This is a genomic window from Bacillus sp. JJ1503 (genome assembly GCF_036965125.1).
In the GTDB taxonomy this organism is placed as follows: domain Bacteria; phylum Bacillota; class Bacilli; order Bacillales; family Cytobacillaceae; genus Cytobacillus.
Genome location: NZ_JBALOZ010000076.1, coordinates 1 through 7,558 on the forward strand (window position 1 = coordinate 1; position 7,558 = coordinate 7,558).

The 7,558-nt window shown below is 38.7% G+C and carries 8 protein-coding genes; 2 read left to right on the plus strand and 6 right to left on the minus strand.

Annotated features, from left to right (window positions below; genetic code table 11):
- The first annotated feature begins 466 nt into the window (after positions 1-466).
- The gene (locus V7149_RS06980) at positions 467-2,407 is read left to right on the plus strand and encodes an endonuclease MutS2 (protein ID WP_335344927.1); all 1,941 of its coding nucleotides are present in this window, start codon (positions 467-469) and stop codon (positions 2,405-2,407) included.
- 90 nt (positions 2,408-2,497) lie between these two features.
- On the opposite strand, the gene V7149_RS06985 is transcribed toward V7149_RS06980, so the two are convergent.
- The 6 genes from V7149_RS06985 to V7149_RS07010 all read right to left on the minus strand — a co-directional run bounded on the left by V7149_RS06985 (position 2,498) and on the right by V7149_RS07010 (position 6,673).
- Positions 2,498-3,172 (minus strand): YdeI/OmpD-associated family protein, encoded by a 675-nt coding sequence (locus V7149_RS06985; protein WP_335344979.1) that lies wholly within the window; start codon positions 3,170-3,172, stop codon positions 2,498-2,500.
- Between the two features lie 58 nt (positions 3,173-3,230).
- On the minus strand, positions 3,231-3,575 hold the full coding sequence (locus V7149_RS06990) for a YrdB family protein (RefSeq protein WP_335344980.1): 345 nt from the start codon (positions 3,573-3,575) through the stop codon (positions 3,231-3,233).
- Positions 3,556-4,158: a TetR/AcrR family transcriptional regulator gene (locus tag V7149_RS06995; RefSeq protein WP_335344928.1), complete on the minus strand. Its 603-nt coding sequence runs from the start codon at positions 4,156-4,158 to the stop codon at positions 3,556-3,558. The genes V7149_RS06990 and V7149_RS06995 overlap by 20 nt, the downstream gene beginning before the upstream one ends.
- Before the next feature lie 25 nt (positions 4,159-4,183).
- The gene (locus V7149_RS07000) at positions 4,184-4,885 is read right to left on the minus strand and encodes an MBL fold metallo-hydrolase (RefSeq protein ID WP_335344929.1); all 702 of its coding nucleotides are present in this window, start codon (positions 4,883-4,885) and stop codon (positions 4,184-4,186) included.
- A 139-nt stretch (positions 4,886-5,024) separates the two neighbouring features.
- Positions 5,025-6,254 carry an MFS transporter gene (locus V7149_RS07005; RefSeq protein ID WP_335344930.1) on the minus strand — a complete coding sequence of 410 codons (1,230 nt, stop codon included), beginning with the start codon at positions 6,252-6,254 and terminating at the stop codon, positions 5,025-5,027.
- A 2-nt stretch (positions 6,255-6,256) separates the two neighbouring features.
- Positions 6,257-6,673, minus strand: coding sequence for a hypothetical protein (locus V7149_RS07010; RefSeq protein ID WP_335344931.1), 417 nt, complete (start codon positions 6,671-6,673; stop codon positions 6,257-6,259).
- A 187-nt stretch (positions 6,674-6,860) separates the two neighbouring features.
- On the opposite strand from V7149_RS07010, the gene V7149_RS07015 reads away from it, so the two are divergent.
- Positions 6,861-7,415, plus strand: coding sequence for a hypothetical protein (locus tag V7149_RS07015; protein WP_335344932.1), 555 nt, complete (start codon positions 6,861-6,863; stop codon positions 7,413-7,415).
- Positions 7,416-7,558 lie beyond the last annotated feature (143 nt).

The window sequence follows — 7,558 nt, forward strand, 5'->3', positions numbered from 1 at the left end:
ATTTCAAGGTCATACACATTAAAAATATTAGAATCTTCATTCAAATATTGACCTCCCAAGCACATTCAAGGTATACTTAATTTGTATAAAAATGTAAACTCAAAGGAGTTTGTTTTATGAGTGTGAATGTTCTTAACTAACCGTTATTTTCATACGGCCTTGAAGAAAGCAAAAAACCAGTCAAATTACTGGTTTATTAAGTGTACGCTTTTTTGAGGGATGTTAAGAACACGCATCATAGCATAGAAGATTTGGTGAACCCGCTATGGCATGTTTTGTCATAGCTTTTTTGTGTGCAAAAATAGGAAAAACGAGGGCATTCCCTCCCTATCTATAGTGCTGCGCGCAATTTTAGTTTGCCATTGCATGTTTCCATTTCTTCTTACCGTCATGAGCGATTTTGTTCATGGCGGTTTTTTTTATGAAGTTTAAATGGTTTAAATAAAAGATAATAGGGGGATTCAAAATGAATCAGCAAACCATTGATGTATTGGGGTATCAAGAAATTCTAAACGAAATCGCAAATTTTGCGAAAACGAATCGGGGGAAGAACACCCTTCAAGCATTACGTCCATTGCCAGATAAACGGAGAATGGAGTTATCATTAAAAGAGATCGCTGAAGCAGAGGAAATTATCAAAATTAGCAGCAGTGTCCCTATTCATACTCTGGATGAAATGGATCACTATCTAACACAGGCACGAAAAGGAATCTATATTCGTGCTGATCAGTTTACGTACGTTCTTTCATTCCTGCAGCATTGCTCGAAGCTAAAACAATTCATGAAGGATAAGCACTATGCAGCTCCGAATGTAAGTTTATATGCGGAATCGATTGGTGAGGTGCGGGAGCTAGAGGAGGAAATTAACCGTTGCATCCGTCATGGGCAGGTTGATCAGCATGCTTCAAGCGATTTAGCTTATTTAAGAAGACAGCTTTCGATCCAAACAGATAAGCTGAAGGAGAAAGCCCAGCAGCTCGTAAAATCAAAGAGGTATGCAGCATATCTGCAGGATACGTTACTCGTTGAAAGGAATGCTCGGATTGCCATCTCTGTAAAAAGACAGTATCGCTCCAAAGTGCAAGGAACTGTTCTTGATTCTTCCGCATCAGGCTCAACCTTATATATTGAGCCTTCTGAATTAGGTTCTATTCAAGAAGAAATTGAGCTTTTGCGTATGGCTGAAGAGCAGAAAACGGAAAGGATTTTATATGAATTAACGGAAAAGGTGCTTCAGCATGAGAATATAATCAAAATTGCTATCGAAACGATGCATCATTATGATGTCCTATTTGCAAAGGCAGCGTATAGCCGAAAAACAGGCTGTTCGACTCCTATATTAAATGAAGATTATGTAATCAACTTAAAAGAAGCTCGGCATCCGATGCTTGGCGACAAAGCTGTCCCACTTTCCATTCAATTTGGTGAAGAGCATCGCGCCTTGGTCATAACCGGGCCGAATACGGGTGGAAAGACGGTTACCTTGAAAACAGTTGGTCTGCTCACCATGATGGCACAAACAGGTTTGCCGATACCAGCAAATCCCGGGAGCGAAATTGCCATTTTTCAACATATTTTCGTTGATATTGGAGATGGGCAAAGCATTGAACAGAACTTAAGCACATTCAGTTCAAGGCTTGTAAATATTATTGATATCCTGCGAGTCACAAATGACCACTCACTTGTCCTTCTTGATGAATTGGGTTCAGGGACAGACCCAAGCGAGGGTATGGCATTGGCAATTGTGATTCTCGAGCAGCTTTACCAAAAGGGTGCAACTTTATTTGCCACTACTCACTACAATGAAATGAAGGAATTCGCGGAAAAAACAAGCGGATTTCTAAATGGGATGATGGAATTTGATATTGAAACATTGCGGCCAACCTACAAGCTTCTTCTTGGACAAAGCGGAAACAGCCAGGCTTTCGACATCGCGATCAAGCTTGGCATGCACCCAGAATTGATCGAAAAGGCTCATCAAATTACTTATAAAAATAATCGAAGCTATCGCGATGAATTAGATGCAGCTATTTTAAAAGGGCCAGGCTACCAGAAGCAAATTGCCATTAATAAATATGCGAGAAGGACTGCAAAAAAAACATCCCTTGATTCAAGTACGGAAAGCTTTACCCTATTTGAACAAGGAGATAATGTTTTATTAACGGAAACAAATGAGATGGGAATCATATATAAGGGACCAGATTCGAAAGGTGATTATGTTGTTCAAATTCAAGGAGAAAAGCGGACAATTAATCATAAACGGTTAAAGCTGTATATAAAAGGACGTGAATTGTATCCCGAAAACTATGACTTCGATATCATTTTCAAGTCAAAGGAATATCGGAAAATCAATAAGCAGCAAAAGAGAAAACATGGGGAGGATGTTTGGTTAGATAATGAGGATTGATTTTTGAGGCAAGAAATATGTTAGCTGAAAAAGACGTTCATCAAGTAAGTTTTACTTAATGAACGTCTTTTTCCCTGCTGCTTTATTCCCCTATTTATTATCTCTGCGATACAAATCCCTAGTCTTGTAGCCAGCAGCAAGGATCACTTTCATTTCATCGCGCCGTTTCGCTTTTGTTGCCTCTTGTTTGGCACTATACACATAACGGGCCCAATCCTTTCGATACCCTGGTGTTAGCGATTGATAGATTTCAAGCAAATCTGGCGTCTCCTGCAAGTCTTTCTCCACATTTGGAATCATCTCGATATAGTCATCCACACATTGGCTTGGTTTTGTAGAAGTGCTTCCTTTACTTTTAGCATCAATTTTAAGGCCTACAACTGTAAAGACATCATCCAGTCCTACCATACGGGCAAATTTAAGATTGCTTGCACCGATGTAACCATCCTCATTTGCACCTAACCCGCCTAATAAATGATCGCGGTGAATAAAGGTAGAGTAAACTTTATTCCCCATCTTGGGGTAAGCCAAAAAGATATATCCATTTTCCGTTAAATCATTTTTCTCAATCACCCTGTCTACAAGGCCCTTTAAAGACTCCATATCTAACACGAAGGCAAAAATAAGATCATACGGACTATTCGTCAGTTCTGTATCATAATCTGTTAATTCTGCTAGATAATCTGTACCCTCAGGCATTCCCAAAACCGTAGCTTTTTTATATTTTGTTAGATTTAGTTTTTCAACAATTGATTTAGCCAATATGATCCACCTTCCTCTATTTCTACTTTAACAAATCACATAATCCCGAATCAAATATCTATCATTGCTCCCAAAGATACATTAAAATACGGTTCACAACCACTATAATCCCATAAAACCAAGCTATTTGAACTTTCCCGAGACTAATTAGCAATACGACAGGGATAAGAAAGATGCCTATTTCGAGCAATAAATGAGAGATTCCTGAAAGCTGAAAGGTTGCTTTTGGCGATCCGAATAAACCCCAAACAAGCGCAATCATAATAGGAATTCCAGCCGCAAGCCCCCATCTCATAATGGATGTCGTCCCCATTTTATATCCCCAATATCCATAAACAGACAGGCCAAAAAGCTCCAGCAAAAAACGAAGGATGATGTTCACTACCTTAATACTCTCTAAAAGCATCACTATTCACCTTCTCATTTTCATAAGAATGGAGACCCTTAATAAATGTATTTATGAGAATCGACAAACTTTTATCCGTATCGTAAGGCAGCCCGAAGCCACCCATTCGTTCAATGGAAGCAAATCCATGCAAAATGCTTCTGAAGCCCCTGACCATATGAATAGCTTGTTCTTCCTCCAGGCTATACACTTGCAGTACTTGGACAGCAAGACGGACAATGGACTCCTGCGCTTCCTGTAATTCCTTATCTTCAGGATCAGGAAATCTCGAAGTTGCCTCATAAAGTCCAGGATGATTTCTAACAAACTCAATATATGCTTCACTTAGGGCTTTAATGGCATCATCACCCGATCGTCCCGCAGCAGCTTGAAGCATCGTCTCATATAGCTTTCTCAATCCATGAATGGCTAGCTTTTGCTTCAATTCATTTAATCCGTTCACATGGTTGTATAAGGACGGAGGGCGAATTTGCAGTTCCTCAGCCAGCACACCAAGAGAAAGCTGGTCTAAGCCATGTTCATCAATTAATTGTGTTGCTTTAAGTAAAATTACAGCTAAATCTATTTTCGTACGACGTGTCATCTTCATTACCTCTATTCTCTTGCGCTTATTTCATTTCTGCATGATCAATAGCCTTTTTCATCAATTCAATTGGATGACCAATCATTTTCCCATGTCCGGCAGCAAGCAAACTCGGTTGGCAGCCGACTAATTTTCTAGCACTTATAAGCGCGGTTTCTTTATCCCAAGTGGCTAATGCCGGAAAAGGAAATAATGGCTTCACCACTCCAGAAACAGCGATCCCGCCTCTAGTTTGGAATGCATCCCCAACTATTAAACTTCGATTCCTCGTATCTAGAAGAGAGATAGAGCCTGGTGTATGGCCGGGCGAATGGATAACCTCTAATGAACCAATCCGTTCCCCTTCATGAAGCAAAATATCAGGGCGGGTTTTAATATTTTTCGGAACCCCTCCGCGTATCGGGAAATTTTTTTCATCAGGATGGATTGTAGTATCTCCTCTTAATAGGAGTGAGTCCCTGGAAGAAATGCTTACTTGTGCTTCTGGCAAAATCTCTTTTAGTATGTCTAATGCACCTACATGATCAGCATGGGCATGAGTAATAATGATATTTGTGATAGGCTTTCCAATCTTCCTTGCCGACTGGATAATGCTTTTTGCACTGTATGGCATAGCGGCATCAATAAGAGTGAGACTAGTCTCCTCTTCAACTAAATAACAATTTACAGGGAATAACCGTGGCATAAAAGCTAATTGATAAACGGAATGCATTTTTGTTATTTTCATATTTTCGTATCCTCTCAAAGCAACTAATTATATTATCATTTTAACTAACCAGATTAGTTAAATGCAACATTATTGTAAAATAGCTTTGAAAAAGACGACACCCACTTTACTTAGCGAATGTCGTCTTTTCAAAATAATACTATGTCATTTCCCTCGCTTCCCCCTCCAATGATAACCCTTTTCCATGCAAATAAAGATGGACGAATCCATATAGAGAGGAAAGAAGCATTAAACCGCCGGACAGAATATAAACGAGCCGGACGCCAATCAGGTCAGTCAAAGCCCCAATGCCAATAATTGAAAAAATGAAGATCAATTGTACCAATGTAGCTTTAGCAGCAAGAATCCGGGTAAGCGTCTTTTCGTCTGTACTATTTTGGAACATCGTTTCTTGCGCCAAATCTCTAACTTGAAAGGAAGGACCCATTAAAATGACTAAAAGTACAGCAAGACATGCATGGCCTACGAAGCCATATGAAAAGGTCAATAAACCAAAAGCAGCTGAACCGATCAACATGAGTATCGTTAAGCGACCCTTTAAGAATTTTGAAAATCGGAAGACAAGAAACCCGCCTAAAATCGCTCCAAAATAATAGCCGCCATTGATATAGCCCCACCAGGCTTCTCCTTTTCCGAGTGCCTCTTTTGCGAAAGTGAGTGTGACAGCTCCTATCCAGATAGATCCGACCATTGTTTCCATTACATCCATGATCACGATGACCCGCAATCCTTCGTGCTGGAAAAGGTACTTCCACCCAGAGGTTAACCTGCTGATCATTCCTTCTGCAGTAACTATGCTGGTTGACCGGTTCATTTTTATAAAAAATAAGCTGACTACGGAAACCGCTAGAAAACAGATAGTAATCACAAGAGTGGTTTGTTTTCCAAGGAATGCAAGCAGCACCCCTCCAAAGGTCCAGCCAGAAAATAAAAAGGTTTGATCCACACTTGATAATAGACTATTTGCTTTAACCCTAGAATGCTCAGGAACAACAGCCTTAACAATCGTGCTTTTAACAGGAGCAAAAAATCCATTAAAAAACGAGATGACTGCTAATAAACTAAAGATAAATATAATAATAACCGTATCAAGCGGTTGTTGAAAAAGAATAAACAGTACAGATAACAGCATCACTTGTGCAATCTGAGAAAATATCAACAACTGATTCAGCTGAAATCGATCCGATACGGAGGGCAAAAATACTCCGCTTACCATTCGGGATAATACACTTATTAATGTGACCATCGCCGATATTGTGGTCGAGCCGGTTTCATTGTAAAGATGCAGCACAACGACCATTGTATATAAAGCAAACCCCAAATTCATGGAGGTTTGGCTGATTAATAGAGCGTAAAATGAACGATTCAACTCTAATCCTCCGATGACATTGAAAAAGCTTTTTTGATTACTTTTGTGTTTTCTTCATCCAAGGTTCCATAACCTTCTTTTTCATTATTACTGATAATGGTGGAAGTTTCATTAGGATTAAACCAAATTCTATATTCGTAAAGCCTTTCCGGCATATTCTTATCAAAAGTGTAAAATAAGGTAGCCAATACATCCTCTTTCCTCGACATTTCAGCTTTTGTGTTAGGTTCCCATTTCACTTTTTCCAAAGAATTCCTTAGTAGATTTATCGTTTCTTTTTCTGAAATAATGATTTCCTCTTCGTACATTCCTTCTTCATTCACTTTTTGAACATCCATTCTTGTTAATTGTTCTTCTTGCCCAGAACAACCAGTGAGCATAATGAGAAAAAGAATCCACCAACTTTTTAGTTTTTTCATTGTATTTATCCCTCCTTACATTTAGACGGGAGTTTTAGAAAATGGTTCCACTTAACAAATTCAGATTAAACGTTGACTGGTCATCATTATTACGAGATTGAAAATATTGTACAATTCACTAAAATGGATATTAATGATAAATGGAAAGACCCTATTAAAAGGTTAATTATCTTAAGGAGGATATGAATTGGAAAAAAATTATCAGCCTAAGCATGTTTTTTTGGCCATTGGAATATGTATTGCTGTTTCAACTCCTTTTCTCCTCATCTTTGCCCCGCAGACAATAGCAGATAGTGTATATTACACGAAAGGAATTTACCAGGTTGTTTTTGTACCCGGAGAAAATTACATTGTTTATGGGATCGGGTTGTTTTTATTAGTTATTGCTGCAATGATTATTTCCATATTCGATATCCGAAAGTTTTCGATTATATTAAGCATCGCATTTGTCTGCTTGAGTGTCATTCCCTTTTGGACGGCATCCCAATCTTTTAAATTAATTTCAGAGGATGGCCTATCATACAGAACTCTCTTTTCTAAACAGGACCTTTCCTATTCATGGAGCGAGGTGGAAAAAGTGATTTATTATAAGGGCGAGAAAGGGGATTTTCCTGAATATGAATTCTTATTTATAGACGGAAATCAATTAAAGTTTAAGGCAAATGAATATTTCCAAATGGTCGTCCCTCTAGTAACTGACCGGTTAAAAGAAGTAAATATAAGTATTGAGAGAGACGAATAAGAACCTCTACTTAGACTTTCGAGATCTATGCAGAGGTTCTTACTAATTAGAAAGACTAAAGGACATTGTTAATCCAGTTGATAAGTTGCTAAACCTTTTTACTTTGCTCGGACTTTTCAAACCCCATTTCTCGATGAAATGTC